General features: G+C 60.7%; 21 protein-coding genes. 5 read left to right on the forward strand and 16 right to left on the reverse strand.

The window, feature by feature from the left end; genetic code table 11:
* Positions 1-119: 119 nt before the first annotated feature.
* Positions 120-803, reverse strand: coding sequence for an MgtC/SapB family protein (locus ACSOSP_RS35460; protein ID WP_455315297.1), 684 nt, complete (start codon positions 801-803; stop codon positions 120-122).
* Between the two features lie 202 nt (positions 804-1,005).
* On the opposite strand from ACSOSP_RS35460, the gene ACSOSP_RS35465 reads away from it, so the two are divergent.
* The gene (locus ACSOSP_RS35465; RefSeq protein WP_455315298.1) at positions 1,006-2,124 is read left to right on the forward strand and encodes an AGE family epimerase/isomerase; all 1,119 of its coding nucleotides are present in this window, start codon (positions 1,006-1,008) and stop codon (positions 2,122-2,124) included.
* A gap of 289 nt (positions 2,125-2,413) precedes the next feature.
* Complete coding sequence (locus ACSOSP_RS35470) at positions 2,414-2,857, forward strand: PaaI family thioesterase (RefSeq protein WP_455315299.1); 444 nt, start codon at positions 2,414-2,416, stop codon at positions 2,855-2,857.
* Positions 2,858-3,253: 396 nt separating this feature from the next.
* Here ACSOSP_RS35470 and ACSOSP_RS35475 read toward each other — a convergent pair whose 3' ends face one another.
* The 5 genes from ACSOSP_RS35475 to ACSOSP_RS35495 all read right to left on the reverse strand — a co-directional run bounded on the left by ACSOSP_RS35475 (position 3,254) and on the right by ACSOSP_RS35495 (position 7,927).
* Positions 3,254-4,102, reverse strand: a complete 849-nt coding sequence (locus tag ACSOSP_RS35475; RefSeq protein WP_455315300.1) for an ureidoglycolate lyase — start codon at positions 4,100-4,102, stop codon at positions 3,254-3,256.
* Positions 4,103-4,292: 190 nt separating this feature from the next.
* Positions 4,293-5,135: an amidohydrolase family protein gene (locus ACSOSP_RS35480; RefSeq protein WP_455315301.1), complete on the reverse strand. Its 843-nt coding sequence runs from the start codon at positions 5,133-5,135 to the stop codon at positions 4,293-4,295.
* A complete protein-coding gene (locus ACSOSP_RS35485) occupies positions 5,132-6,232 on the reverse strand; it encodes an aldo/keto reductase (protein ID WP_455315302.1) in 1,101 nt (366 codons plus the stop codon). Before ACSOSP_RS35485 ends, ACSOSP_RS35480 begins: the two co-directional genes overlap by 4 nt.
* A gap of 35 nt (positions 6,233-6,267) precedes the next feature.
* Complete coding sequence (locus tag ACSOSP_RS35490) at positions 6,268-7,557, reverse strand: UxaA family hydrolase (protein ID WP_455315303.1); 1,290 nt, start codon at positions 7,555-7,557, stop codon at positions 6,268-6,270.
* A gap of 4 nt (positions 7,558-7,561) precedes the next feature.
* Positions 7,562-7,927 carry a UxaA family hydrolase gene (locus ACSOSP_RS35495; protein WP_455315304.1) on the reverse strand — a complete coding sequence of 122 codons (366 nt, stop codon included), beginning with the start codon at positions 7,925-7,927 and terminating at the stop codon, positions 7,562-7,564.
* A 164-nt stretch (positions 7,928-8,091) separates the two neighbouring features.
* Between ACSOSP_RS35495 and ACSOSP_RS35500 the strand changes: the two genes are divergently transcribed.
* Positions 8,092-8,913 carry an IclR family transcriptional regulator gene (locus tag ACSOSP_RS35500; RefSeq protein ID WP_455315305.1) on the forward strand — a complete coding sequence of 274 codons (822 nt, stop codon included), beginning with the start codon at positions 8,092-8,094 and terminating at the stop codon, positions 8,911-8,913.
* A gap of 214 nt (positions 8,914-9,127) precedes the next feature.
* Complete coding sequence (locus ACSOSP_RS35505) at positions 9,128-9,673, forward strand: hypothetical protein (RefSeq protein WP_455315306.1); 546 nt, start codon at positions 9,128-9,130, stop codon at positions 9,671-9,673.
* A gap of 89 nt (positions 9,674-9,762) precedes the next feature.
* Here the strand turns inward: ACSOSP_RS35505 and ACSOSP_RS35510 are convergent, their stop codons facing one another.
* The gene (locus tag ACSOSP_RS35510; RefSeq protein WP_455315307.1) at positions 9,763-12,147 is read right to left on the reverse strand and encodes a GNAT family N-acetyltransferase; all 2,385 of its coding nucleotides are present in this window, start codon (positions 12,145-12,147) and stop codon (positions 9,763-9,765) included.
* Positions 12,148-12,443: 296 nt separating this feature from the next.
* Between ACSOSP_RS35510 and ACSOSP_RS35515 the strand changes: the two genes are divergently transcribed.
* Positions 12,444-13,313, forward strand: coding sequence for a LysR family transcriptional regulator (locus ACSOSP_RS35515; RefSeq protein WP_455315308.1), 870 nt, complete (start codon positions 12,444-12,446; stop codon positions 13,311-13,313).
* Positions 13,314-13,533: 220 nt separating this feature from the next.
* Here ACSOSP_RS35515 and ACSOSP_RS35520 read toward each other — a convergent pair whose 3' ends face one another.
* The 9 genes from ACSOSP_RS35520 to ACSOSP_RS35560 form a co-directional block, all read right to left on the reverse strand.
* Positions 13,534-16,191, reverse strand: a complete 2,658-nt coding sequence (locus ACSOSP_RS35520; protein WP_455315309.1) for a fimbria/pilus outer membrane usher protein — start codon at positions 16,189-16,191, stop codon at positions 13,534-13,536.
* Between the two features lie 165 nt (positions 16,192-16,356).
* Positions 16,357-17,109 carry a fimbrial biogenesis chaperone gene (locus ACSOSP_RS35525; RefSeq protein ID WP_455314380.1) on the reverse strand — a complete coding sequence of 251 codons (753 nt, stop codon included), beginning with the start codon at positions 17,107-17,109 and terminating at the stop codon, positions 16,357-16,359.
* 86 nt (positions 17,110-17,195) lie between these two features.
* Positions 17,196-17,756, reverse strand: coding sequence for a fimbrial protein (locus ACSOSP_RS35530; RefSeq protein ID WP_455314379.1), 561 nt, complete (start codon positions 17,754-17,756; stop codon positions 17,196-17,198).
* A gap of 374 nt (positions 17,757-18,130) precedes the next feature.
* On the reverse strand, positions 18,131-19,498 hold the full coding sequence (locus ACSOSP_RS35535; RefSeq protein WP_455315424.1) for an MFS transporter: 1,368 nt from the start codon (positions 19,496-19,498) through the stop codon (positions 18,131-18,133).
* Between the two features lie 133 nt (positions 19,499-19,631).
* Positions 19,632-21,077 carry an NAD-dependent succinate-semialdehyde dehydrogenase gene (locus tag ACSOSP_RS35540; protein ID WP_455315310.1) on the reverse strand — a complete coding sequence of 482 codons (1,446 nt, stop codon included), beginning with the start codon at positions 21,075-21,077 and terminating at the stop codon, positions 19,632-19,634.
* Entirely contained in the window at positions 21,074-22,111 is a 1,038-nt protein-coding gene (locus tag ACSOSP_RS35545; protein WP_455315311.1) for an aldo/keto reductase, read from the reverse strand. The genes ACSOSP_RS35540 and ACSOSP_RS35545 overlap by 4 nt, the downstream gene beginning before the upstream one ends.
* Positions 22,112-22,188: 77 nt before the next feature.
* Entirely contained in the window at positions 22,189-22,728 is a 540-nt protein-coding gene (gene fae / locus ACSOSP_RS35550; RefSeq protein ID WP_455315312.1) for a formaldehyde-activating enzyme, read from the reverse strand.
* Positions 22,729-22,897: 169 nt separating this feature from the next.
* On the reverse strand, positions 22,898-23,188 hold the full coding sequence (locus tag ACSOSP_RS35555) for a DUF1272 domain-containing protein (protein ID WP_455315313.1): 291 nt from the start codon (positions 23,186-23,188) through the stop codon (positions 22,898-22,900).
* Positions 23,189-23,254: 66 nt separating this feature from the next.
* Entirely contained in the window at positions 23,255-24,640 is a 1,386-nt protein-coding gene (locus ACSOSP_RS35560; protein ID WP_455315314.1) for a GntT/GntP/DsdX family permease, read from the reverse strand.
* Positions 24,641-25,606: the final 966 nt, after the last annotated feature.

Here is a 25,606-nt window from a genome sequence, read left to right on the forward strand (position 1 = left end):
AAAAACACGCCCGATCAAGCGGTCCGGCTCAGCGCCTCGCAACAAAAAAAGCGGCTGCATGGGTTTTCGAGGCCGCATTGTCGCACGCTTGCGCGTCCGGGCTACGGACGCGCGCGGTCTCAAGCCGGCCCCTCTTCCTTGAATTCCCGCACGGTTTCCAGCGCGCGCAGCCGCGTGCAGATCGTCTCGTATTCATTCGACGATACCCGCGAAAGCGAGATTTGCACCTCATCGAGCTCCGGGGAATCGTCACTTTGCTGCACCACGAACTGCTTCACGCGCACGCTGCCCGCCCCCAGCGCCTCATGCAGCGCATGAAAATTCAGCGTCCCGCGATCGACGAGCAACGTCAACTGTCGACGCTGCTTCACGGAAATGAAACGCCGCTCCAGCGGCTTGATGCCGGCGAGGATGATCAAAATGATAATAGTTGCGGCGATGGACGCCGTGTACATGCCACCGCCGACAGCAAGCCCGATCGCGGCGACGGACCAAAGGCTCGCCGCCGTCGTAAGGCCGCGGACGATCTCGCCGCGTAACAGGATTGAGCCCGCGCCGAGAAAGCCTATTCCCGACACGACCTGCGCCGCGATCCGCGACGGATCGAGCACGACGTGCTCGCGGCTGAGGACATCGGCGAAACCGAATGCCGACACCATCATGATCAGCGTTGAACCGACGCAGACCAGCATATGCGTGCGCAGCCCGGCGGCCCATGACAGCCGTTCGCGCTCGAAACCGATCACGCTGCCGAGCGCGGCGGCCAGAACCAGCCGGGAAATGAGTTCTACATTGCTTAACATGAGTGGATTTGCTCCTTATAGGTGTTGTGTGATGGGATGATTGCGCGGAGCGCGCGCAAAAGCCGCCGCGCGGATAAACCACCGTTGTGCCGGAGCGCGGGTGTTTTGATTTATCCTTGGTGCCCCGCATCGGGTGGCGCACCGACACGTTCCACGTCATTCCTCGTACGCCGCCGCGCGCAACCAACATCGATAAAGCCGTATGCACGACCCAGATCCGACCGCCGCAACGCCCCCGACCGCCGCCGCCCTTCGTGCGCACTATCAACGTGTCGTACTGCCGATCTGGCGTGGACCCGGCTTCAACGCGGGCTTGCGGCTGGCCTTCGAAGCCGTTGCCGAGGACGGCCGCACGCCCCTGCCGCCGCAGCGATATCGCGCCATGGCCTGCGCGCGGCAGCTGTTCGTGTTCTCCCAGGCAGGCGATATCGAACACGCCGATACGCTGTTCACTTCGCTTCGGACCTATTTTCAGGACACGGTAAACGGCGGTTGGTTCTATAGCGTCGACGCAAACGGTGCGCCGCATGAGCGCCAAAAGGACCTGTACACGCATGCGTTCGTGATTTTTGCGTGCGCGGAATATGCGAAACGGGCGGGTGCCGCCGCCGCGAAGCAAGCGCTGGCGGTGCTCGAAGAAACGTCGGTGTTGATCGAGCGGCGGATGGGCAGTGGCGTTGGCGGTTTGTTCAGCTCCGCGATGGCGGAAGATTTTTCCGCTGTGCTCGGGCCGCCGCTGCAAAACCCGCTGATGCATCTGACCGAGGCGTGGCTCGCCGCGCGTGAAGCGAGCGCGGATCCCATCTTCGATCACCGGCTGGAAAAGCTTGCAGCGGCGTTCGCGCAGGCTTTCGTGCACGAGGAAACGGGCTGCATCGCCGAATTGACGATTGGCAGCGCCAATAACTGGCTGGAGCCGGGACACCAGTTCGAGTGGCTGTTTCTCGTCGAGGCGAGCCGGCACCCGGCTTTCGATGCGGCGGGGCTGAATCGGGCGCTAGTCCGCGGATTCGATTTTGTGCAGCAACACGGAGTCGATCCGGTGACCGGCGGCGTAGCGGCGTCGCTGAACGACCAGGGCGGCGTGATCGATTCGACGCAGCGCATCTGGGCTCAGACTGAATACCTGCGTGCTCTTGCAACGCACGCGGACAAGTCCGTGCGCGCGCAATTGCCCGCGCAGATCGCGCGTTTCGCCGCGCGGTTTCTTCGACCGCAAGGGTGGATCGAGAGCCAGTCGGCAGAAGGCGTGGTCATGCGCCCGGAATTGCCGTCGACCACGCCTTATCACTTGGCCACCGCCTACGCCGCGTTGCCCTGACATTTGACGCCTGGCGCCCTCCGGCATTGAACGCCTCGCCAACCTGCGAGGCGGTTTTTGTTGCGGCTGGAGAATTCAGCGCGATGTCGGACGCTTTGCGCGTTTTCGTTTCAAATCACTGAGAAAGTCCGTGCAAACCCGGTAATTTGTCCGCGATTTTGAGATCGTCCTTGCGGAGTGACCATGCGCTACCTACAGTCTTGTGCAGGACCGCGACGAAGGCGCCTGCCCCGGTGCGGATTGTGGGACTCACGCTGACTGGACCGAAACCAAGTGTAGGAGTGTCCGAATGGCCGAAATTGTCGATATCGCACGGGGCGCATTGAATGCGCAGCCGTTTAGCGCCTTGCTGGGAACGAAGCTCATGCAAGTCGACTCCTCGAGTCTCACGCTGTGTTTGACCATCCGCGACGAACTCAGGCAACAACATGGTTTTGTGCACGGCGGGGTAGTGAGTTATCTCGTCGATAACGCGTTGACCTTCGCCGGCGCATTGCGTCTGGGACCGAAAGTGGTCACGGGAGAATACAAGATCAATTATTTGCGGCCCGCAGTCTCGGGCACATTGATGGCGCGTGCGCGCGTGATCTACGCCGGCATGACGCAGGCGACCTGCCAATGCGATGTGTACGTCACCGATGGCGGCGCCGAAAGGCTCGTGGCGGTCGCGCAGGGAACCATCCATCGGATCAGCGAAATGGCGGCGGAGCTTGAGCCGGTGTTTAACGAGTGAGCGGGCTGGGGCGTTGGTTTAGCGGACTTTTTATGCGTTCACCGATGCGGTGGTTTTGCGGTGGTTTTGCGACGGCAGTATCGAGACCCGGCTTTATGCGCTTAAAGGTTAACGCAGTGAAAGCATTCGCGTTTTTGGAGTGAGGCCGCCACGTTCGATGAACCGTCGGCGGCTTGAATGACGACAACGAATCATCCCACCGGCCGGAGCGTTTGGACCGGGGACATGGTTGACACTTTCGGGCAGTCCAGCTGCCTTAAAGCTGCACTACGTAAAAAGGTCGTTCCAACTCACGTTGGAACGACCTTTTTTTGAGCTTACCGGCCCAGCGCTAATTTGCTCGTCGGTCTTCTGATTGGCGAGTTGCGCCGCAATAAGCCGTTTGATTCGAAGGGCTTACTTCGCGTCGACCGTACGTTGTTGCTGCTCGCCCAAACCCTGGATTCCGAGCCGCATCATCTGCCCGGCCTTCAGGTACACCGGCGACGGCTTGACGCCCATGCCCACGCCCGGCGGCGTGCCGGTGGAAATGACGTCGCCGGGTTGCAGGCTCATCACCTTCGACAAATACGACACCAGCGCCGCCACGCCGAACACCATCGTCTTCGTGCTGCCGTTCTGATAACGATGTCCGTCCACTTCGAGCCACATATCGAGTTGCTGCGGATCGGCGATCTCGTCTTTCGTGACCAGCCACGGACCGATCGGACCGAAGGTATCGAAACCCTTGCCCTTGTCCCATTGGGTGCCGTGCTCGAGCTGCCATTCACGCTCGGAGACGTCGTTGATCACGCAATATCCGGCGACATAATCCAGCGCGTCCGCTTCGCTGACATACTTTGCTTCCTTGCCGATCACCACGCCGAGCTCGACTTCCCAGTCCGTTTTCTTCGAGTTGCGCGGAATTTCGACGTCGTCGTTCGGACCGCAAATGGCGCTTGTCCACTTGCCGAAAAGCACCGGTTCTGTCGGCACGGGCAGGTTCGATTCAGCGGCGTGATCGGCGTAGTTCAGTCCGATACAAACAAACTTGCCCACGGTTCCAACGCAAGGGCCAATGCGCGGTTCGCCCGGCACTTCAGGCAGCGAGGCCGGATCGAGCGCACGCAATTTCGCGAGCGTGGCGTCGGATAGCGCCGCGCCGGCGATGTCGTCGACTACTTTCGACAAATCGCGAATCTTGCCATTCTGATCCAGCAAACCCGGTTTTTCCTGACCCTTCGGCCCATAGCGCAGCAGTTTCATCGTGAGTGATCCTTCAATTTTCAGGTTTTGCTTCGGTTTCGAGATGTTCGGTCTGAGCGGTCGTTTTTATAGGTCGGACAGTTGGGTTGCCGATCGTGCCAATCTTTTTACCATTCTCTGCTTTCGTTGCAATTGCAGTTGAGCAATTCCGGGTATACCACGCTCATTCTTCATGCGTATTTCTCAACGTCTACAGCCGGTAAAACTCGCGGGCGGTATCGCCGAAAATTGCCTGCTGTGCAGACACATCAAGGTGAGCCGTCAATTGCCGCGCTGCGTCAGACCACTGCGCATAGTCGCCGTTCAGGTTCAGCACGGGCCAGTCGCTGCCCCACATCAGCCGATCGGGCCCAAAACAGTCGAGAAGATGATCGACATAGGGCTTGAGCGTGGCCACCGACCAACCGGGCGCGGATTCAGTCGCCAGACCTGAGAGTTTGCAGACCAGCCCTTGTGGCAGTTCGGCCAATTCGGCTATGCCGTCCGCCCAGCTTTGCCATGCCGCGTGACCATCCCTGATCTGCGGCTTCGCACCATGATCGACGACGATTCGCAGTTCGGGAAAGCGCGCGGCGAACACCTTCAACGAAGGTACATGGCGCGAATAAATCAATGCATCGAAGGCGAGATCGTTTTTGATCAGTGCGTGAATTGCAGGAGTTAATGCGGGGTTTTCGATCCAGCGGTCGTCGGGCAGATCCTGCAGCATCGGGCGCACGCCCTTGAGTTTGGGTTCGCGCGCCAGTTCGTCAATCAATTCCGCGCAGTCCGGTGCATCTAGCGGAACCCAGCCAACAATGCCTGCAATGGACGCGTCGTCGCGAGCGAGCTCGAGTAGATAGCGCGTTTCATCGACCGTCGGCGCAGCCTGGACGACCACGGTGCGCGCAACGTGAGCTGCTTCACGAAGAGGTTTCAGATCAGCGGGACCGAAGACGCGGTACAAGGTCTGCAACTCGGGCGTCAGCCAGCCATAGTCACCACGCGATGGGTCCCAGAAATGCTGATGCGCGTCGATCCGTTCATCGCTCATGGTTTTCCTGCGTCGGTGTGATCGATGCCTGTTTGATCGATGCGAGGCACAGGCGCGTCGCGATGCAACAAACCGGCCGCTCGCAACGCATCCCACAAAACGTCAGGCAGCGGATCAGCAAACGAAGCCGCGTTCGAACGCACTTCCGCTGGATTTCGTGCGCCCATCAGGACCGTAGCCACAACTTTATGCGCATAAGGAAACTGCAGCGCTGCACTCGACAAGGCGACGCCATGCGCACGGCAGATCCGCTCCAGCGCATCGACGCGTTCGATAATCGACGGCGGTGCATCGCCGTAGTTGAACTTCAGGTTGTCCGCTTTTGGCGCCGTATCGGACGTCAGTCCCCGGGCGAGAATGCCCGAATTGAACGCACCGCCCAACAGGATGCTGACGCCGCGCTTCTCGCATTCCGGCAGCAAGTCATCGAGTACCGCTTGTTCCAACAAGGTGTAGCGTCCCGCCAGCAACGCGCAATCGATATTGAATTCCGCCATCGCCTCCTGGATTGCAGCGCCTTCGTTCACACCGAGCCCAACAGCTTTTACGCCCCGCGATGTACGCAGTTCATCCAGCGCCCGGAAACCGCCTTCGTCCGTTAGTTGCCGCCAGTAGCGCGGGTTGTTTTCGCCGTGCGTGACGCGGCCGATATCGTGGATCAGCACAATGTCGATATCGACAATACCCATGCGTTGCTGGCTGTCTTCGAACGATCGAAGAATACCGTCGTAGGTGTAGTCGTAGATCGCCTGGAACGGCAACGGGTCCGACCAGCCTTCGCTGCCGTCGTAAGGCGTGGTGCGCGGGACAAAGCGCCGGCCAACCTTGGTCGACAACACGTAGTCTTCGCGCGGGTATTGGCGCAACGCGTCGCCTATCCGGTGCTCGGCTTTCGTGTGGCCGTAGTGCGGAGCGGTATCGAAGAAACGAATGCCGCTTTGCCACGCCGCGTCCACGGTCGCTCGCGCGTCTGCCTCGGAAAGCTCGTGATACAGGCCGCCCAGCGGCGCACTGCCCAGCGACAACGCCGTGACTTCCAGCGAGGTCTTGCCCACTTTGCGCTTTTTCACAACGGGATTTCCGGTGATTGGGTTCATTGCGTTGGACTTGTTTGTTGGGCTCTAACTTGGGCTCAAATCGACGTAATCGATACCGCATGCCGCGGCGTAGCGCTCGCCGGCAGACACGCCGGGCCGACCGGTTCGAAACTCTTATAGGTCAGGATGAATTCCTGATGCCCTAGCGATTCCGACTTCGACGCGGCACCCGCCGCCACGCTCACGGTGGCATCGAATACTTCGCGGCCAACTTCGTCCAGCGTGGCACGGCCTTCCAGAATACGGCCCGCATCCACGTCCATGTCGCCGGAAAGATTTCGATAGGTCGCCGGATTCGCGCACACCTTGATAACGGGCGAAATCGCCGAACCGACCACCGAACCTCGTCCGGTCGTGAACAGGATCACGTGCGCTCCGCAAGCAATCAGTTCGCCGATTTCCGCGTTGTCGCTAATGTTCGGAAAACCGAAACGCGGTTCGCCATCGGGAACGACATCGAGCAGATACAAACCGCCCACGGGCGGAATGTCGCCGGGCTTGACGATCCCCACAATGGGCGATGCACCGCTTTTCGCATACGCGCCGAGGGACTTTTCTTCCTGCGTGGTAAGGCCGCCATCCGCATTGCCGACCGCGAACGAACCGTGTCCCATGATCGAGTAATAACGCGCGGCCTTGTCCACGCACGCGACAATTTCACGGCCCAGTTCCGGCCGCGCCGCCCGGCTTTCCATGTGGAATTCGCAGCCGACCAGTTCACCGGTTTCCTCGAAAATGCACGCGGCGCCGGCATCGATCAGCGCATCGAAGGCGCGGCCCACAGCAGGATTTGCCGTAATGCCGCTCGTGCCGTCCGAGCCTCCGCAAATCGTGCCGACGATCAATTCGTCGAGCGCCATCGGCACTTTCGGTTGCAGCGCGAGCGTGGCACGTACGTCGCGAATCCAGTCCAGGCCATTCTGGATCGTGCTGCGCGTCCCGCCTTTTTCCTGGATCGTCAGGACCTCGGCCGGGCGGCCGCTCGCGCGCACGGCGTCGACCAGATAGTGCTTGTTCATGCTCTCGCAGCCGAGCGAGACGAACAGGACCGCGCCCACGTTCGGGTGCGTGGTCAATCGCTCCATCATCTTTTCGGCATAGCCGTTCGGGTAGCAGCCCGGGAAGCCGATGAGGTGCACGGGTGGTTCGCGATCAGCAGCGGGGTCGTCGAAGGCGTCGAACGCCGGACGAAATTGCGTGACGATTTCCCTCGCCACGTGATGCGCGCATTCGACGAGATACGCAACCGCGATGACGTTGCGGATGCCCTTACGCCCATCGGCACGCAGGAATCCTTGAAGCGACGGGGTAGAGGTAGCAGTCATTGGTTTAGCGGTCCCGGTGATCCACAAACGCATGGCCGGCGTCGTGGGTATAGGTCGGGAGATAGTCGCTCTCGAGATTGTGCGTATGCAGATGTTCGCCGGGCTGAACGTCCGACGTCACATGGCCAATGATCGCCCCATATCGAAGCACTTTTTCGTCTGTCCGCAACGCGCGGCGAGCGACTTTGTGACCAAGGTCGATGGTCTTTGACAGCGTAACGAACTCCCCCTCGATTTCCACCTGCTCCCCCGCTTGCAGGCGCGCGCCGGCAATCAGGCAATTGTCCTGCGGACTTTGAAGAATGAGCCGGGCGTCGGTGGATTTGTGAGGGGTTTGCTGCACAGAAACGTCCTTGGGAACGGATGGCATTCAGCGGTCATATGGGTCATGCCGCGGGTTTGCATCAGTACAATCATTTATCAGTGAACGTATTATTCATATGCGGACAAGTCGAAGTCAAGCTAACTGCGCCGCTGGGCGGTCCGTGTTTTCCCTTAGCATCTTGTTTTTAAGCGACTTAACTGAAGGCCATCATGCAGGCAGACGATCCCACCGACGCCGACCGGTACCGCGCTCCCGCGCTGGATAAAGGTCTCGATATCCTCGAGCTGCTCGCCGAGCAAAAGGATGGACTCACGCGCGCCGAGATCACGAAATCGCTCGGGCGCAACGCGAGCGAGATGTATCGGATGCTCGAGCGGCTGGTTGCGCGGCAGTACGTGGTGCGCTCGCCCGCGGGCGACCGTTATTCGCTGAGCCTGAAGTTGTATGCGCTCGCGCACCGGCATCCGCCGATGAACCGCCTGATCGCGGAAGCCCTGCCGGTCATGCAGCGTTTCGCCGATCGCGCGGAGCAGTCGTGCCATCTCGCCGCCTATGACCGGGGCAATCTGCTGGTGATCGCGCAGGTCGACGGGCCCGGAACATGGGGGATTTCGGTGCGCCTCGGTGCGCGGGTCGGGTTGATCGATACCGGTTCGGGCCGCGTGATCCTCGCGTTCCAGAGCGCGGAACAACGCGCGCACATGCTGGCCGAACACACGCGTGTGAAAGGAGAGTCCGCGCTCGATCCGCTCGCGCTGGAAAATGCGTACGCACAGATTCGCAAGGACGGTTTTCTGCATAAGGAGAGTCAGCAGACCTTCGGCGTGATGGACGTGAGTTTTCCGCTGCTTGGACCGTCGGGCCAGGCGATTGCGACTTTGACGTGCCCGTATCTCAGGCGTATCGACGAATACGTGGCGCCCTCCATTGACGAGGTCAGTGCGCTGTTGGGTGAAGCGGCGGCGGCGCTTTCAATGTTTCGCGAACCGGATGTGGAGTTCAGTGATTCGCAGGGTTCGAGCGCGGCTTAGGTGCGGGTAAGCTCGACGAGTAACTTCGTTGGATACATTCGGCGAGCGATTTTATTGGCAGAACAGGCGGAAAGATTCAGGTCGATTCGCTGGGAAGCTCCGGTTCGCGGATTCGCCAGGTTCCAGATCCGCGCGACGCGTTAGAATGGCGACCCTCTCAAAAAAGCGGATTGTCGCTCCCCGCGACGTTTCGCGTCTTTTTCTACGCAAGGCAATGGCGAAACTCCTCTCCGATCCCGAATTTCAGCGCTTCTCCGAACTTCAGCAAAAGCAGTCCAGCTTCACGATCACGAGCGAGGAAGCGGACGAACTGCGCGATATCGTCGCCCGCGCGCAGCAAAAGCGCGACGACCGCGCGGCCGCGATGCAGTCGATCGAAACGTTTATCAAGCAGTTCGACATTGGCGCGGACGAACTCTTTACGGCCGACCAGATCGCCAATGCTGCCCGCAATTTCGGCCTGATTCCCGCGGCGAAGAAAGAGCGCGTGCTGCCGCCGCAGTTGTCGTTCAACGGCAAGCCGTATCAATGGACCACTCGCGCGCTGCCGGACGACATTCGCGTTCCGCTGTTCGAAGCGTTCACGTCGGGTGCGTCGGTTAAAGCGTTTATTGCCACGCCCAAGGACGCTACGCGCTGCGCTGCGACGATCGCGCGTCTGGAGCGTGAAACCGGCAGCACATATGCCGATGCGTGGCTGGACGAGCTGGCGGTATCTCGCACACAAGTCGACGACGCGCTCGCAAAGCTGCCGGCTTGATTCGAAGAGCAGCGCCTCGCGGGCAAGCATCTTGCAGCACACGTTCTGGCCGCTCACCACGGCGGCCGGATGCCAGCGCTTCTCAGCCTTCATGACGGCAGCACGCCGGCTTCTGCCTCTCCTTCAGCCAGGCGCATCCTGAAACCGGTCACGCCCGGATCTTCCGTGGCCGTTATCTCGAATCCTAAACGGCGCGCGAGTCCGATCATGCCGGTGTTCTCGCGCAACGCCTCGCCGACCAGCCAGCGTGTCCCGCGCGTGCGGCAATACGCGATGATCCGAGTCAACAGCAAGAGTCCCAGCCGCTTGCCCTTCTGATCCGAGCGCACCGCGACCGCAAACTCGGCCGTCTCGTTATCCGGATCGGCAATGGCGCGCGCCACCCCCAACGTCACGATGGCGTCGTGTTCACCCGTGACGGCGATAAACGCCATCTCGCGGTCATAGTCGATCTGCGTCATCCGGGCGAGCTGCGAGTGATCAAAACTGCGCACGGAACTGAAGAACCGCAGACGCAGATCGTCTGGCGTCATTGCGGCGACGAACGCGCTGTGGGCGGCTTCGTCGTCGGGACGGATCGGCCGCACGGTGATAAGCAAGCCGTTCCAGTCGAGCGTTTCCTCCAGTTGCCGCGGATACGGTTGAATGGCGAGCGGCGTGCGATGCGCCGCCAGCGTCAGATGGGGCTCATACACGACGACCGCTTGACGGGTCACGCGCACCGTCAACCGCAACGCGACAATCTGCTCGATCTCGCAGACAGCCTGCGACAAGGCCGTTAACGCCGCCAGCAAATTCTCCGCAGGAAGTTCGCGTGCCCTCGGCGAACGCATCACGAGGTCTCGCGCCAACACCGGGTTAAGCGGTGGAAATGCAAATTCGTGCATTGCGTCCGGCAAACCGAGCGCGCCAACAGCCTTGAACTCGAACACCGGTCCGAACACACGATGGTTCAGCAAGCGGACATCGATTTCAATGGCATCGACGCTGCGCTGACCAGCCGACCCCGCCTTCACGACAACGCCAAACTGCGCCAGCACCCGCGACGCCCGCTCGCCGTCCAGTTCCGCGACGCCCGCAGTCAATGCGGCCATGACCTGGGCCTGCGCGCTGTCCAGCGCGACCAGGGTCTGGGGGCGCGGCCCATCGGGCGTCTGCATCAACATCTCGCGACCCTGACGATAATCCACCAGCCGTGCGAAACCCCGCGCCAGGCGTTGAGGCGTGGTATGGACGGGAATGCCGTGCGCGTGCAACGCGTCACGCGTGGTCCGATCCACACAACCGAGAAAGCAGGTCAGCAAACCGCGATACGCGTGGCTTTGCTGCTCGATCAGCACGCGCGCGACTTCCGCGACCGGCGCGGTGTGCGTTGGCGCGTGGACTACGAACGCCGTCCCGGTCTCGCGATGCGGCGCTAGCGCTTCGAGCGCCGCTCCAAAGTCCGCCGCAGTGGCGGTGTCTCCGAGTTGTAGCGGGTTCTCCAGACGCGCGTGGGGCAGCACGGCGGCGACCGATACGCGCGCGGCCTCGGGCCAGAGCGCAAGCGCGTCGCCGGCTGCGGCGAACGCGTCGGCAGCGAGCGCGGCCACGCCGCGATCGCTGGTGATGACGGTCGCCCGGTCGCTTGCGGCCACGCGCCCCACGCCCAGGGTTTCGATTTCGTCGAGCAGGTCGTCGAGCGAGTCCACCCGCACCAGGCCGGCACGCCGGAAAGCGGCGCTGTACAGCGCATCGAAAGGATCATCGTGACCTGTGCGTAAAACCAGTACGGGTTTGTTGCGCGCCGCCGCACGCGCCGCCGACATGAATTTGCGCGCCATCCGCACCGATTCGATGGCCATCAGAATCGCGCGCGTCCGTGAGTCGCTTGCGAGGAAATCAAGGATATCCCCCACGTCGACGTCAGCCTCGTCACCCAGCGCGACCACCCGCGAAAAACCCAGGCCACGTGCGTTCGCCCAGCCCATCACGCCGTTGGTCAGCGCATTCGACGCCGATACCCACGCCACCCCGCCCGCCGCAATGGCGCATGAAGGCGCCCCCAGCACCGCGCCCATAGCCGGGGTCATCACGCCGACACTCGCCGGGCCGACCACACGCAGCAAGAACGGCCGCGCAGCCGCAAGCGCTCGGCGTGTCCAGTCGCGGCCCTCCGGCTCCCCTGCCTGCCCGATTATGACCACCGCCCGCGTGCCACGCGCTCCCAGTTGACTGACGATCTCCGGCCACGTGGGTGGCGGCGTGCACAACACCGCCACGGTCGCTATATCCGGCAAGTCGCCGATGCGCGCGAACACCGCGGCCCCATTCAACTGACGATGCTTCGGATTCACCGGCCAGACAGGGCCCGCAAAGTTGGCAGCGCTTAACCGCGACCACACCATTTCGCCGATACTGCCCGCACGCAGCGACGCGCCGATCACGGCGATCGACTTCGGGTTAAACAGTGCGTCGAGATTGCGTACGGTCATGCGGCCTCCATATCCGGGATGTATCCAGCATAGGCGATTCGAGAGCCTCAAACTACTAGCCGGATGGCCTATGTCCCGCCTTTCCCGACACGCGCTCTCACATTTACTAATGCCCGATATGAGAATTCGTTTTGTCTCAGCGTCAACCGAACGGGCTATTGTTTCGCACCGGGAACCAAGGTAATTTGATCGAACGCGGGACAGGAGCAATTCTGGTTCGCGGAGGAGGCACGTTTACTCGGCTACACGACTCGGCCACACAAAAAACCGAGAAGGTTGGGCGGTCAGGAATTACTATGCGACATCTTCCATCTTTGATTGCGTTGCGTTTCTTCGAAGAAACGGCGCGTCATTTGAGTTTCAATCGCGCGGCGCGAGCGTTGTGTGTCACACAAGGAGCGGTAAGCCGACAAATCAGGCTACTGGAAGAGTCACTGGGCGTGAAGCTTTTCGAGCGCGATCACAAAGGGATCCGCTTGACACAGGCAGGCGTGTTGCTGATGCCATCGGTGACCGAGGCATTTGACGTGATCGAACGCGGAACACGTCACCTGACGGGAACCGTCGAACGCAAGCGTTTGATTGTGTCGCTGCCGCCCACCTTCGCCACGCAGTGGTTTTCGTCGCGGCTGGGCGCACTGGCGGAGCAGTCGCCGGACGTCGACCTGTCTATTCGTACGCAGGAAAGCGACGAGTGTCACTGCAGCGTGCGCTTCGGGCGTGACGCGGCGGCGCATGGGTGGTCCGAACTGTTGATGATGGAACGGCACGCGCTTGTGGGATCGGCGTCGTTCACCGGGATGCCGGTCGAGACCTTGCTGGATCGATTGCCGGCGCTTCACGTGCTGCATGAGGACGTGCGTCTTAACCTCTGGCCGGACTGGCTGGCAAAAGCGGGACTGCCTCCGCGTTATGCCGAGAATGGTATTGAATTTTCGAATCTGCAACAGGCAATCCACGCGGCTCGTCGCGGCGTAGGGCTTGCCGTTGTGGATCTGAACATGATTGCTGATGAGTTGGCCGAAGGTGCTTTGGTGAGGATGTCGGAGGTCGAGATCAGCGGACCATTCGGATACTGGCTGGACGTACCGGAAGCGCATCGCGACGCCAGCACCGTGACCGGTTTTGCCGATTGGTTGCGCCATGAAGCTGCCCTGCCTGTTTGAATGGCAGTCTCGGCTTACGATGGAAGTACGATCAGGAACTGAAGCGCAAACATCGTCCAGGAGGATGCTTGGCGGTATGAAATGGTGAAGTTTGGGTTTGCATTTTCCGATCCGCTGCGGGCGCTGTCTCACGCAGATATGCAGGACAGCCGGGCGAATTCAACAGCTTTTAAGAACAATTCCACGTCGCACTGTTCACTCATCTGTTCAACTATCCGCTCTACCGTGCGAAAGCCGCCGGCGTCACTGCGCTGTCCCCACCCGCCACCGTTTCACTCCCCTCCACACAATGCGACTGCAGCGATAAATACCCCGGGTTATAAGCCTTCGCATCTTTCTTCGGCAGCGTATAAGCGATCCGGCATTGCTCGACCGGACCACTCCCCCATTTAACCGTCAGCGCACCTTGATCTTCGAGCCCACGCGCAAATATTCTGCTATCCTGACCGACCACACCCACGCTTTTTCCCTGTTCGTCTTCCACACTCGCTCCAAATGGCAACGCTCCACCACCCAGTTTCGGCGCCTGAATCAATGCCGCGCGCCCGCTCACCGTCTCGTACTTCATCATCACTATAGAGCCTGCGCGCGGCGCCACCTGCGCTGACGTCGATTTAAATTCGACATCGGTAGAGGTCCCCTTCGGATCGATATCCACCACGTTCATGCTGTACGGCGACAGGTACGGTATCACCGCATATCCGCGTGAATCAACCTTCGTTCCCGGTGAACTCGTCACCATTGCACCGGCCGCAGCAGGGGCCTCCACAATGCCGATCGTGTCACCCACAGTCTGCGATAACGTCACCCCGCCCGGGTGCGCGACAACCGAACCCTGCACGCCCGCCGACACCTGACGCGTTCCAGCGCCACCACTCGCCGATGCATTGAACGTCGCATAAGGCGCACGATACGTCGCGCTCGCCCCCGCATTGCCATTGTTCGCCGATGTGCCCCCGGCGTTATACGTGCCATATCCGTTGTACGAGAACTGGTTCGTTTCACCCAGCGAACCACTGACGTTCGCCTGCATGTTCGTCGCGCCATCGGAGCTGTGCGAGGCGTTCGTCGTCAGCATCGGCGCATGTGTTTTGTGGCCCAGCGGGATGGTCGTGCTCAGCATGAAGTCGTTCGATAACTGCCCGTCCATCGAACGCGTGCGCCCCGCCGTCAGGCTGTAGGTGCCGTACTTGAACGCGTTGGTGTAGCCGGCCTGGAACAGCGTGTCGCTACCGCCGTGGTTCCAGTAGTTCTGCGACGAGCCCGTCACGAACATCGTGCCGTGATCACCCAGCTTCTGATTGATCGACACCTGCATGCGATTGCGCTGGCGGTAAATCGCGTTGATATCGCCACCATGGTCTGCGATATCGCGCACCGTCGCCGCATCGCTCAGGTTCATGTAACCCGCCGTCAAGAAGCGATACGCCGCCACCGATACGTTCGTGTCGGTGGCGGCGATGAACTTGCTGTAGCCCACGCGCAAGCTCGTGCCGTGCATCGACTGCGCGTTCGGGATGCTGGTCACCGCGCCCGTGACGTCCATCGAGAACGCGCCGATGCCCGTGTTCAACGCACCGCCCACGTTCATCGCGCCATATCCCGTCGATGCCACCACGCCGCCATAAGCAGTGACGGTGTTGGTGAGACCGCGCTGGATCGTGAACTGGCCGAAGACGGGCTTCGTATCGAGCGAATCGTTGCGCAGTTGGCCGGCCGTTGCGCTGAAACGCGTGACGCCCGGGCGCAGCAATTGCGCCACCGATGCAAACGGCACCGTGAACTCCTTGCTGCGGCCATCGGCCTCCGTCACCGTCACCACCAGGTCACCGCCGTAGCCGGTCGAGTACAGATCGGTGATTTCAAACGGACCCGGCGCGACGTTCGTTTCCTGCAACACCTGGCCGTTCTGACGGATCGTCACGCGTGCATTCGTTTCAGCCGTGCCGCGCACGACCGGCGCGTAACCGCGCATCGATTCAGGCAGCATGCGGTCGTCGGTGGCGAGTTGCACGCCGCGAAACGACACGCCATCGAAGATCTCGCCGGTCGTGTTGGCATCGCCCACGGTGAGTTGCGAGCCCAACTTGGTGATATCGCGCTGCGCGTAAGTCGCGATGTTGTCGAACTGGGTCTTCTGGCCGGTGCCGGCCGATATCGACGATTGATGGCGCAAATGCCAAGCGCCGATGTTCACGCCCGCGCTCAAGCCCAGGTAGCTCTGGCTCGAGCCGATGCCCGATCCTTCCGTGTGATACGTGTTCGCGTTGTAGCTGATAAAGCCGCCATTGACCCCTTGGTCCCACAGTTCAGGCGACACGTAGCCACGCGCCGAGTTCTTCATGAACGCCTGCGGCACGCTCAACTCCAGCGTCTGCTGCGTGAAGTCAAAGTCGACCGTGGCGCCGGGGACCAAGGTACCGATCTCATCGCAGGTTTCTGCCGTTGCGGCGCTTCGTCCCGCGGCAGCATCGGCCTTGGCCAGATCCACACCCGCGCGCTGCAACAGCGCGCGGCTGAAACAGGGCTTTGAACCCAGCTTGCCGTCAGGCGCTGCAAAGCGAATGTCTTCACGCGCCAGGCGCGCTCCATTGACGATCAGGTCGACCGAATATGTCCCCGGCGTCACGGCGTTGCCGCGCGTGAAACGGCTCGTGTCGACCGCCGTGCCTCCCTCTCCGCGCAGATACGTGTTGTCGAAACTGACTTCATCGACGGCGCCGCCCTGGGTTTGCGGCGTGATCACGGCATCGGCGACGGCTTGAGAGATTGCACCGCACGCCATCATCGAGAAAGCAATTGCAGCAAGCGGCTTCAGGCGCAGCCGGAATGCAACCGGGTACTGAGCAATGAATGCGGTTTGAGCAGAGAGTTTCATGATTCAGCCTGCAGTGATGGGGACAATTCAGACGCGAGTTGACCCATCGGGCTGTTCGGAACAGTCCGCTCGGTAAAACGCGTGTTGAGTGTTGGGAAGGCGTCGGCTTGGTTCGGCCCGCGACACCTTCAGTTCGCCCCGGTCAGAGGCGAAGTCTTAGGGGTTTTACGGGGCGACAGGTACATCAAACGGCAGGGCGCCGCCGAAATCGCTGATGCCTTGGTACTTGACGTGTGCGTTGGCAGGCACCGTTTTGAGGTTCTTCACCGGAAACTGCGCCGTGCCACGCGGCTCGACCATGCCACCCACGTCATTCGTATAGGTCTGGCCGGCGCCCACCACGTCGATCTTGCTAAACGACACGTAGTAAGCCGTGGGGTTGGTCGCCTTCACGTCGTAACCTTTGTTGTCGGCTGAGGGCACGAGCTTCCAGGTCAGCTTGCCAGCCGCTTCATCCGCTGTGCCCGCCAAGCCCTTCGGACGCGCAAACACCTTGAGGCGCGTGCGAAACGCGAACTGCAGCGTGTTGGTGTCTGCGGTGTCCGAGGTCTTCGCGATCTTGGGCGGTACATCCAGCACGTTCAGCCAGAACACCGACTCGCGGTCCTGCGGCAGCGCATCGCCCGTGTACATCATGCGCAGCGTCTGCGATTTCTTCGCATCCATGCGGAAGATCGGCGGCGTCAGCACGAACGGCGCGCTCGCTTCACCGGGCTTCGCATCCGCGTTGCCCTTATCCATCCAGACCTGCACCAGCGACGGTTCAGCGCGATCGTTGGTGAGCTTGACCGTCACCTCACGATTTTCAAGGGGATACACCACCCGCGTGCCGCCCACCGTTACGCTCGCGCCCGCGCTTCCGGCGAACAAGGCCGCCACCAAACCCAAACCACACGCCATTCGACTCAGGGACTTCATGATTGATGCATCTCCGTGAAAAACGTATCTCGATATTTCGGTAAAAAAACAGGCACCTGCACCCGCAGATGCCTGTCGAGGACGGCTTACTGGTAGTCGACCGTGTACTGCACCGAGGTGTTCACGGGGCCGGCTGTCGCCTTGCCCGTCGCGTAATACTCAGCGAAGTACTTCAGGTTCGCAGCACCCGTCACGATGGCAGCACCATTGCCCGCCATGTCGTTGTTTTCACCGGTCTTGACGTTGATGGGCAGGTGCGATGCGTTGAGCAAGCGAACCTGGACGTTTTGCGCACCGGCGGGCGCCTGGTTCATCAGATAACCCGTGTCCTGGTCGATCGTCGGGCCGTTTTCGAAACGCGCAACCGCCTTCGTTTCGGTCGAGCAGCCGCTCAGCGTGAAGGTCAGATCGGTGGCGCCCGTCGTGCCGGCGGTTGCGCCTGTTGAGCTCAAGGCGCTGTCGGTCACGACCGGCAGCGTGACGTTCTTGTCAGCCGCGCCGGCGACTTTGGTATCGATCGAGCAGGTTGTATCGGTGACTGCACCGGTGAAGGTGATCGTGCCGTCAGACGCGCTTGCGCCCGTTGAAGCCAGAGCCAATGTAGCGAGAGTTGCAGCAGCAGCGACGGTGGAGAGAAATGATTTCATGAACGTTTCCAATAGAGAAATGAATGAGGTTTGTAGACACGTGCGGCGCTTAGGATTCCTATCCCAGTCGATGCCGACCGCGCAGTGCGAGCCACCTTTCTTTCATCGTCCGGATTCGTGTGAGAGGCGATGAACCGGTTCGTCTGCGAGTGAATGAATATTAAGACTGGGGCTCCACGATGGCCCTCGGAACGCTCTTAAAGAATTAGGACAAAATTGAGAATTCTTAATTGCGCAATGGTGCGTGGGCGGGCGGGAAGAAGGTGCGTTCATGAACGCCAAAAGGCGTCCGTGAGGACGCCTTTTGGTGTTTTGATGGATTGAGACTGGTGAGTGGGTTCGGGAGCGGTGGCTTCCGCGGAGGAGCGTAAAGGTTATGAGGAACCGCTTGCGGCGCGCAAAGTGAGGTTACGCGTCTCGGGCGCCCAAGCCATCGATACGATCATGCCAATCAGCAGCACAGCGGCCAGCACCATCATTGTGTAATGGAATCCGATCTCCGCGATGCCAACGGGCAAGAGGAACGTGCCAATCGCCGAACCAAGCCGACTGCATGCGATCGCTAGCCCGACACCCGACGCGCGCACTTCTGTCGGAAAGCACTCTGGTGGGAAGACACCAACGAGATTGCTGAATGCAGACATGGTCAGAGTAAACACAGCAAACGCAACAATCATGGCGAGCGTTGCGGACGATGGCAGCAAGCTCATGGTCACGAGCATTGCGCACGTGAGCGCGAATGATCCGATCAGGAAGTGCCTGCGCGGCAACTTGATGGTCAGCCAAATTCCCAGCACAGCGCCAATCACCAGCACCGCGTTCAGCAACAGATCTGCGCCGAAACCGTTGTTCAATCCGATCACTTTCAGGATGCCGGGCAGGAAAGTGTAGATAGCGAAGTACGGAATCACCAGGCACACGAAGAACCCGCAGTTAAACAAGGTCCTGCGGATCAGGTCAGGTTGAAACAGACGTGCATAACCGTGTTTCGAGGCGACCCTGGCCATTGCATCTTCCACGTCAAGTGTTACCCCTGCCCCGAAATGCTTAAGCACGATGGCATTCGCCTCCTTGACACGACCCTTGCCAAGCAGCCAGCGCGGCGATTCCGGCGTACCGATACGCAACACCAGCACAATAAGCGCCGGAAGACTCGCAGATGCGAGAAGCCAGCGCCAGGCGTCGGGTCCGGCATCTCCGTACGACATGCCGAGCACGTTCGCCACGACGTAACCGATTGTCCACACCACGCTGAAGGAACCCAAAAGCGCGCCACGATGCTTTCGCGGTGAAAATTCGGCGAGGATGGCATGGCCGACTGTGAAGTCACCGCCCATACCGAAGCCAATCAATACCCGCAACGCGAACAACTCCATAGGTGACGTAGCAAAGAATTGCAGGAACGCCGCTATTGTGATGATGATGAAACTGCTGAGAAAGATGCTCTGGCGGCCCAGTCGATCCGACAGCCGGCCGAATACGAGGCTACCAAGGAAAATCCCGATCAACGCAGAACTGCCAATTGCACCCATCCAGAATGAATCGAGTGGCATCTGCCGGTTCATCGATGCCAGCGCGTATCCCACCGTGCCGAGCGCATAACCCTCAGTGAAGTGCGCACCAAACGTCAGGCCCGCAATTTTCATGTGAAACCGGTTTAACGGAATGTCGTCGAGTAAAACCGGCTTCGGTGTTTGAGGTGCTGGTCCGCGAACAGGCGTTGTGCCCGCATGAGGCGGCAGACTGATCGGGAATGCACTGCTTGACGTGTCCTGATGACTCACTGCGTCTCCTTACCTATATGTTCTTCAATTGCACACGCTGGCTATGCGTACGCGGCAGCGCCGCCTGGCGCTAGCCAGCGTCTTTCGGCGTTCAGTGGTCCATGCCCATCAGGCCACTGATCATCATGTATTTCAATTCCATGTATTCATCGAGGCCATACTTCGATCCCTCGCGGCCAAGACCCGATTGCTTGACCCCGCCAAAGGGCGCCACCTCCGTCGATATGATTCCTTCGTTGATTCCCACCATGCCTGTCTCGAGTGCATCTGCTACCCGCCACGCGCGGCCCAGGTCACGCGTATAGAAATAGGCGGCTAGTCCGAACGGGGTGTCGTTGGCGAGCTTGATTGCTTCCGCCTCTGTTTCGAAGCGAAAACACGCAGCCACCGGTCCGAACGTTTCTTCCTGCGCGATCGACATGGTGCGGTTCGCATGAGCGAGCACCGTCGGCTCGTAGAACGTCCCGCCCAGCGCGTGGGCACGGCCGCCGGTTAGAACGGTCGCACCCTTGCTCAGTGCGTCCGCGACGTGATCGCCGACTTTCCGGAAAGCGGCCTCGTTGATGAGCGGCCCCTGATCGACTTCCTGTTCGAGCGCGTTCCCGACGCGAAGCTTGCGTACTGCCTCGGTCAAGCGTTGTGTGAATGCGGCATACACCCCCGCCTGCACGAAAAATCGATTCACGCATATGCAGGTCTGGCCGGTGTTACGAAACTTCGATGCCATCGCACCCTGCACTGCCGCGTCGAGATCAGCGTCGTCGAACACGATGAACGGCGCGTTACCGCCAAGTTCCAGCGAGAGTTTCTTCAACGTGTCCGCGGATTGCGCGGCGAGCAGCTTGCCCACACGCGTTGATCCGGTAAACGACAACTTGCGCACTACGGGCGATGCGGTCAACGTCGCGCCGATCGCGACAGCGTCTCCGGATATGACGTTGAACACGCCCGCTGGAATGCCGGCTTGCGCCGCGAGCACGGCGAGCGCCAACGCACTCAGTGGTGTTTCCTCGGACGGCTTCAACACCATCGTGCAACCGGCCGCCAACGCGGGGCCGGCCTTGCGCGTGATCATCGCAAGCGGAAAATTCCATGGCGTGATAGCTGCGACTACCCCGACCGGCTCGCGTGTCACGATGATCTTCGAACCGGGTTTCGAACTCGGAATCACATCTCCGTAGCTACGTTTCGCTTCTTCGGCAAACCATTCGAGGAAACTTGCGGCATAGGCCACTTCGCCGTTTGCTTCCGCAAGAGGCTTGCCTTGCTCACGCGTCAACAGTGCAGCGAGCGCGTCGCGGTGCTCAAGCATAAGTTCGCCCCAGCGGCGCACCCTCGCCCCGCGCTCCTTTGCGGTGAGCGAGCGCCAGACAGGAAACGCGATCTCCGCAGCGCGGATGGCCTGGTGCGTTTCCATCGCACCGGCCTTCGCGACGTCGGCGATCACGTCTCCCGTAGCCGGATTACGGACCGCGTACGTCTCGGCGCTTTTGTGCCAGGCGCCATCGATGTAATGCTCTTTGCGAAGCAGATTCATGCTGCGTCCTTCATCGGTTGAACGAAGTCGCCTTGCGGCGCGCGAGCTTCGCGTGCGGTACGACGGCCCGCCGTGTAGTCATTGATGACATCGCACGGCGTGTAATTGCGGTCGAGTTCGTATAACTCTTCGGCGTCCAGGCAAGTGCCGAGCGCACTAAGCGCGCTATCGAACTGGGCAGGCGAATCTGCCCCCACCAGCATGCTGGCGACACCCTCGCGCTGGAGCACCCAGGCCTGTGCGACTTGCGCCGCGCTCACGCCACGCCGCTTCGCCACGCGTGCCACCGACGCCGCAATCTCTCGCGACGCCGCGTCGCCGTACATCTGCGACGTGAAGAAGTCGGTCTGGTTACGCGTGGACGCGGGGTCACACGTCAGGAGACCTCGCGCGAGCGGGCTAAAGACGGACACGCCCAGTCCCTGGTCGGCGCAATACGGCATCATTTCGCGCTCTTCCTCGCGGTAGGCGAGGTTCAACTGCAATTGCATGTTGATGGGCTTGTGCCAGCCGTGCCGCTCGCAGATCTGGACAATCTTCGCCAGTTGCCACGTGTACATGGTCGAAACCCCGATATAACGCGCCTTGCCCGAACGGACGATGTCGTTCAGCGCGCCCATGGTTTCCTCCACGGGCGTGGCGGTATCGAAGTAATGCAGCATGTAGATGTCGACGTAGTCCATGCCAAGCCTGCGCAACGATGCGTCGATACCGTCAAGCACATGCTTGCGCGAATGACCGCCGGCGTTCTGGTAAGCGCCCATGTCATAGCCGACCTTCGTCGTCACCACGATTTCCTCGCGCCGCGCAAGGCGCCCGAGAATGCGGCCGACGACTTCTTCTCCGACGCCCGCCGAATAGAAATCCGCCAGGTCGATGAAGTTCACCCCTGCCTCCAGCGCGTGGCGGACGATGGGTTCACTCTTTTGTTCATCAAAAATCCACGGCTTCCATTGCGGGGTGCCCATATTCATGGTGCCGAGACACAGGCGCGATACTTTCAGGCCTGATTGGCCCAGACGGACGAATTCCATTCTTTGAGTCTCCATGACGCGCGGCGACGGTTGCCGGGCACGGCACCGGCGCGCTGATTTTTACGGGGCTAGCTGGATTAAAGGGCTGACTGGGGCACGCGGGGTGTGTAGAAAGGATTCGATACTTCGCGCGCCGCGGCGAACACGTCTTCCTTTGACGGCGAGCCGAGCATGGCGGCCTTGATGGCGTTTTTTGCCGCGCGGTAGTTGTTGCGGAAGACGGCGTCGAGATCGTCCGCAGACGGGTTCACCCAGTTCGCCGTCACCACGACCCAATCGTTGTCCGCTTCGGGCGGCAACGTGCCGTCCTCGAGTGATTCGGCAACTGCCTTCGCTATTCCCGCCTGTGATGCGCCCCACGTTGCGTTGCCGTGGAATTCGCCGGCGATAGGCGCCTTGTTCACATAGAGCGTGAGCGGTTTGGTCGGCACGCCGGGTTGTGCAATGACGACAAACGGCGCGTGGCCGGCCGAAGGCGTAGCGAGTGCCGTGGCGAACGCCTGGCCCGCGGGGCCGTTGCGCGGGCCGACAAGCACGTTGATGTGAGCGAGATTGACGCCGGGACCTTCAAAGCCCTCGCCAATATGGAGGGTGCGGCCGGTTTGGGGTGTTGGCATGCTGGCTTCCGTTCAAGGAGTGGATCGATGAACAGATTGTGCGAGCGCGCGTCGATGAGGAGGAATCGACGATTCGTGCGAACAGGTATGAGCGCCGCTCAGATCAGGGAATGCCCTGAGGCCGGGGAGATGGCCGTCGCTGGCCGACGGCCCTCGGGCCTGCCAGCGTTTATCGTTCGGCGGGCGGGATCGCACTGTAGCGATCGAAGAATGCGCGATGCGCTGATTCGTCCACGCCGGCCGGATGTATCTCGGTTGAGGCCGGTCGCCTCTCGAGCATGGCTTTCGGTCGGATCGGGCGGAGCTGGAAACCGCCGCCGCAATTGGGGCACACGTTACCGAGCCGGGACACCACGCAGGTTTCGCAGAACGTGCATTCGAAGCTGCAGATCATCGCGTCGCGCGCGTTGGGCGGCAGCGACTTTCCACAGCATTCACAAGAGGGGCGCAAGGCAAGCATGATCGATATCTCCTCTTCGCATTCTAGAATCGGAGCACCCGCTTGCCTTGTCAATCTACCCACGATTTACGTCAGCACGCCCCACATGACCAGCGTCAACGCGAGGCCGACTACCGACACGATGGTTTGCAACACCGACCAGACGTAGACGGTCTGCTTCAACTGCAAGCCGAAATACTCGCGGACCATCCAGAAACCGGCGTCGTTGACATGGCAGAAAAACACCGAACCCGCGCCGATCGCCAGCGCCAGCAGCGAGTTGTGGGTCGCGCTCAACCCCGCCACGACCGGCGCGATGATCCCCGCGGTGGTCGTGGTCGCGACGGTCGCCGAGCCGGTCGCCTGCCGCAATGCCACTGCGATCAGCCAGGCCAGCAGGATCAGCGGCATGTGCGAACCGATAGCGATCTTGCCGATCGTCGTGCTGATGCCGGCAGCAACCAGTGTCTGCTTGAGACCGCCGCCCGCGCCGATGGTCAGCAGCAAGGCGCAGATCGGCGGCAGGCTTTTGCGCAGGATGCCGCCCACCCGGTCACGTGGCATGCCGCGCGTCCAGCCAAGCACAACGATCGCGAAAAGAACGGTGAGTCCCAAGGCAATAAGTGGCTCACCGAGAAAATTGAGGGTATCGAAGAGAAGGGTTTCGGGCTGAATCGCCAGTTTCGCCACCGTTCGGCCAAGCATCAGGACGACAGGCAAAAGAATGGTCAGCAACGAGATGCCGAAGCTCGGCGCATCGAGCGCGCCATTTGCATCGACTTTCGATGAAAACAGCTTGCCCATCTCCTCCGGTTCCTCCACGTGCATGCGGCGCGACAGCCACATGCCGTAGACCGGCCCGGCGAGAATCACGGCGGGAATGGCGATGATGAAACCCAGCCCCATCGTGATCCCGAGGTCGGCGTGCAGCGCACTGACCGCGATCAACGGACCCGGATGCGGCGGCAGCAGCGCGTGCAGCGTCGTCATGCCGGCGAGCGCGGGAATCGCGATGCGCAGGATTGGCTGCTTCGAGCGGCGCGCCATCACGAAGATGATCGGCACCATCATGACGAGACCCACCTCGAAGAACAGCGGCAAGCCAATGATGATCGCTACCAGCGCCATCAGCCACGGCAACGTGCGCGGCGTCGAGTGATCGAGGATGGTCGAGACCAGCCGGTCCGCCGCGCCTGATTCCGCCATCAGCGCCCCGAGCATCGCCCCGAGCGCGATGATGATGCCGACGTCCCCCAGGATTGCGCCCGCCCCTTTGCTGAACGCGCCCGCGACGGCTTCCAGCGGCAAGCTTGCCGTGAAACCCGCGACGAAAGTGCCGACGAGGATCGAGAGAAACGGCGCAAGTTTCAGCGCGCTGATGAGAACGATGATCGACGCCAGACCGAGCGCGCATGCGATAAGAAGACGCGTGTCGTGGGCGGACCACGCGGCGAGAGTCGAGGTCAGTTGCACTGAAATGCCCTTGGCTAAGTGGAGGGAGTGACTGGTTGGTTCGTTTGCTGATTTGTCAGTTTGTCCGCGACGGCCAGTGTTGGTAAGTAGCAGGCGCGCACGGTCGCCGGATTTTACGAGCGAAGGCTTACAAAATACTTGGGGTGCTTTCAGACCGTAGGGGTTTGGAGGTGATTTTATGTGGTGGGGATGACGTTTGATTGGAGGTGCCGGATTAAGTGGATGCGAGGCCGCGAGTTGGTTTTCGCATATGACGTCTATTATGTTTAATAATTACAATTACTAAAATTTCAATCCAAATGAGCGATTGTGGCGCGCATTACGACTGCAGTGTCCTGCACGGGACAGTGAATTTCGATGTCACCGGGAGATGGTGGCGGCCTGTAGATGACGGTCGTGCCTTCCCCCGATCTCTCGTACCCGAACTGCACGGCTAGAAGTACGCTCATCTGACGCCCCCCAGGCCGACTGATCGAGATTCATCTAATCTACGACGCGCGCACATTCGGACCGTCGGACTCACAGCCTCTGGAATCACCAGGTGAGACGGTGGACTTTATGCGCATAAAGCTCCGCCTCCGCGGCGCACTTCCTGACTCGCATTCGGTTCGCGGTCGCTTTCTGCCAAACGAGGCAATCACTGCAACAGGGACGATCAAGAACGGACGTCAATTGCCATGAAGCAGGGCTGACGGCCCGCTACATTTAATACGCGGTTCGCGGGCTCATCAATCGAGACCAACCGGCCTTCTGCAGCGATGACATGACCCTTTGCCCGCACCCTCATTCAGCGCCCGAGCACGCCGAACCGCTGGTGAAATATCCAAAGAACGGACGGAGGCCCGACACCGAAGCTGAGTTGTCCCGATTCAATCCGACTAACCGAGAGTTCACAACCCGATTTGTTGCCGAAGCGCGCCAACGCACTGTCACACAGACCAAGCATCAAAACCAGACTGCAGCGCA

It is taken from the genome of Caballeronia sp. KNU42 (genome assembly GCF_053760385.1).

Bases quoted from the DNA above. Each gene is read 5' to 3' on its own strand.
- ACSOSP_RS35530 (WP_455314379.1), bottom strand. From the start codon at position 17,756: ATGAAATCATTTCTCTCCACCGTCGCTGCTGCTGCAACTCTCGCTACA.
- ACSOSP_RS35470 (WP_455315299.1), top strand. From the start codon at position 2,414: ATGGCCGAAATTGTCGATATCGCACGGGGCGCATTGAATGCGCAGCCG.
- ACSOSP_RS35500 (WP_455315305.1), top strand. From the start codon at position 8,092: ATGCAGGCAGACGATCCCACCGACGCCGACCGGTACCGCGCTCCCGCG.
- ACSOSP_RS35495 (WP_455315304.1), bottom strand. From the start codon at position 7,927: ATGCCATCCGTTCCCAAGGACGTTTCTGTGCAGCAAACCCCTCACAAA.
- ACSOSP_RS35515 (WP_455315308.1), top strand. From the start codon at position 12,444: ATGCGACATCTTCCATCTTTGATTGCGTTGCGTTTCTTCGAAGAAACG.
- ACSOSP_RS35505 (WP_455315306.1), top strand. From the start codon at position 9,128: ATGGCGAAACTCCTCTCCGATCCCGAATTTCAGCGCTTCTCCGAACTT.
- ACSOSP_RS35555 (WP_455315313.1), bottom strand. From the start codon at position 23,188: ATGCTTGCCTTGCGCCCCTCTTGTGAATGCTGTGGAAAGTCGCTGCCG.
- ACSOSP_RS35480 (WP_455315301.1), bottom strand. From the start codon at position 5,135: ATGAGCGATGAACGGATCGACGCGCATCAGCATTTCTGGGACCCATCG.
- ACSOSP_RS35510 (WP_455315307.1), bottom strand. From the start codon at position 12,147: ATGACCGTACGCAATCTCGACGCACTGTTTAACCCGAAGTCGATCGCC.
- ACSOSP_RS35540 (WP_455315310.1), bottom strand. From the start codon at position 21,077: ATGAATCTGCTTCGCAAAGAGCATTACATCGATGGCGCCTGGCACAAA.
- ACSOSP_RS35460 (WP_455315297.1), bottom strand. From the start codon at position 803: ATGTTAAGCAATGTAGAACTCATTTCCCGGCTGGTTCTGGCCGCCGCG.
- ACSOSP_RS35475 (WP_455315300.1), bottom strand. From the start codon at position 4,102: ATGAAACTGCTGCGCTATGGGCCGAAGGGTCAGGAAAAACCGGGTTTG.
- ACSOSP_RS35520 (WP_455315309.1), bottom strand. From the start codon at position 16,191: ATGAAACTCTCTGCTCAAACCGCATTCATTGCTCAGTACCCGGTTGCA.
- ACSOSP_RS35485 (WP_455315302.1), bottom strand. From the start codon at position 6,232: ATGAACCCAATCACCGGAAATCCCGTTGTGAAAAAGCGCAAAGTGGGC.
- ACSOSP_RS35490 (WP_455315303.1), bottom strand. From the start codon at position 7,557: ATGACTGCTACCTCTACCCCGTCGCTTCAAGGATTCCTGCGTGCCGAT.
- fae (WP_455315312.1), bottom strand. From the start codon at position 22,728: ATGCCAACACCCCAAACCGGCCGCACCCTCCATATTGGCGAGGGCTTT.
- ACSOSP_RS35465 (WP_455315298.1), top strand. From the start codon at position 1,006: ATGCACGACCCAGATCCGACCGCCGCAACGCCCCCGACCGCCGCCGCC.
- ACSOSP_RS35545 (WP_455315311.1), bottom strand. From the start codon at position 22,111: ATGGAATTCGTCCGTCTGGGCCAATCAGGCCTGAAAGTATCGCGCCTG.
- ACSOSP_RS35525 (WP_455314380.1), bottom strand. From the start codon at position 17,109: ATGAAGTCCCTGAGTCGAATGGCGTGTGGTTTGGGTTTGGTGGCGGCC.